Genomic DNA, 2,088 nt, shown 5'->3' on the forward strand with positions numbered 1-2,088 from the left:
GCGGCCCCCTGCCTGCGGATGCAGCAGCCGCGGCCCGCGCCCGAGCTGGAGCAGGCCCGGCTGCGGGCGGCGGAGGCACAGCGACACGCCGAGGAGGCCGCACGGGCGGCCGGCTCTGCGGAGGAGGAGGCCACCACCGCCGAGCTGGCCGCCGCCGAACAGCGCAAGTCGCGTGCCGCCGCCGAGGAACGCGCACGGCAGGCCGCGCAGGAGGCCGACCAGGAGGACCGGCGAAGGGCGCAGGCGGAGTCGGAGGCGCTCCGGGCCGAGAGCGCGCGGGACGAAGCGCGGCGCGCCCGCTTCCGGCGTGAGCTGCAGTTCGCGCTGGCCGACATCTGGGACAGGCACGACGATCCCCACTTCGCCTTCGGTACGGAGCCGTCCCCCACGGACGGGGAGGCCGCCGCGCTGTGGACCCGCGGTCACCTCGCGCTGCTGCGGCTGAGCGAGGCGGACAGGCTGCGGGAGGCGTCGGTCCTCGCCGCGCTGGCACGGCGGTGCGGCCTGAACCCCGGCCCCGGCGCGCCCGCGCAGTCCGGTTCGGCCGGGCGCGTGCCGAGCGTGGTCGCCGTGCCCGCGCTTCCTGAGTACGAGGTGGAGGAGGTGCGGCTGAGCACCGACGTCCCGAGCTGGGCCGAACTCTCCGCCGACGAACGCGGGGAGGTGACCGGGCTCCTGCGATCGGCCCTGGCCGCAGAGCCCGAGGACCGTTCCGGGGAGCGGCTCGCGGTGCTCCTCGACTCCCCCCGGGACGACGACCTGCTCCTCACGGTGCTGCTGCGGATCTGGCAGGCGGACCGCCTGCTGGCACTCGACAGCGGCCTCGGCCACTGGCAGGACGCCCGGACGCGGCGCTGGATCCCCTGGGAGCGCAAGGACTTCCGCAAGAAGGCCACCCGCTCGCTCACCCTGCTGGCCAGCGTGTACCCGGAACCGGTGGACGGCTGGGGGTGGGCCCGGCCGGAGGATGCCGAATTCGCCGTGAACTGGGTGCACTCCCTGGACGCCGTGCTGGGCTTCCACCACCAGGCACCGGCTCTCGTGGACAGCTGGTGGTGGCAGTGGCGGCTCGCCGTGGCCGGACAACTGGGACACACCGCCGGGTGGGCGGGCCGCCGAGCCGTGGTCGACCCGGGCGAACTCACCCTGCTGTTCACCGGGCCCCGCTCCCACGACTACTTCGAGCAGCCGGACGTCTGCGACCGCGTGGCCCCGCCGATCCAGTGGATCGCCTCGCCACCCCTCGTCAGGGCGGACTCGGAGGGCGGCCCTCGGTGTCTGCGCAAGGGCCGGGTGGTCAGGGGGGTCGGACGTGGCTAGCCCGGTGCGGGCCGGTACCGGGCGACCCCAACGGGTCGGCCCCGCAAGGCCGTCCGGCGCCTCGGACGCCGCGCGCCGCTCGGCACCGTCCGGCGACGGCCGGGCTGCTCCCCTGGTCCGGGCGGTCACCGCCCTGGCCGGGTTGCCGTTGGCGCGTGCGTGCGGGCTCGCAGAGGCGCCGGCCGAGGACCTGGCGGCTCTGACGGCGGGCCGCGACCCGCGCCTGCGCGTCGCCCTGAGCGGCCCGGAACCGGCGGTTCGCACGCTGGCGGCGGCACTGCACGATCGGCTTGACGCCGACGCCGTACGACTGGACGCGCGTCCAGTGGACAGTCATCTGCTCCTGCACGTGATCCACGACGGCCGGTCTCCGGTTCCCGGCGTACCGGCCGGCCCCGATCCGGAGAGCCCGGCCCCCGGCCTCACCGGACTGCTCGTGCGTCCCGGCGCGCCGAAGGCATCCGTCGCCGTGGTCGCCGAGGACGACTGGGACGCGCTCGGCCGCGACTCCGTCGCCGGCCGGAACGGCAACCGGCTGTGCTCATGGCCGGCACCCTGGCGGGCCATGGAGGTCCGGGCGGTCGTCCCCCGCTGGGCCACCGACCGACCCCAGCCCTCCGGGCTCGACCGGCTGCTGCGCGAGGAACTGTCCGCTGCCGTGGAGCAACGCCGTTCCCTGGAGGCCCGGTTGACAGGGGAACGGCTGGCCCGGGCGCTGCGGCTGGTCGCCGGGACCACCCAAGACTTTACAGCAACACCCCCATACGG

1 protein-coding gene and 1 pseudogene are annotated in these 2,088 nt (G+C 75.9%); both read left to right on the forward strand.

What is annotated here, in order from left to right:
- Window positions 1–1,320: pseudogene (locus tag ACFW2E_RS45745) on the forward strand (hypothetical protein); the annotation flags it as partial.
- The coding region (locus ACFW2E_RS45750) for a hypothetical protein (RefSeq protein ID WP_384477795.1) at window positions 1,313–2,088 on the forward strand (776 nt) is incomplete at its 3' end. The pseudogene ACFW2E_RS45745 and the gene ACFW2E_RS45750, both read left to right, overlap by 8 nt.

Source organism: Streptomyces sp. NPDC058964 (assembly GCF_042741275.1).
Taxonomy (GTDB): Bacteria; Actinomycetota; Actinomycetes; order Streptomycetales; family Streptomycetaceae; genus Streptomyces.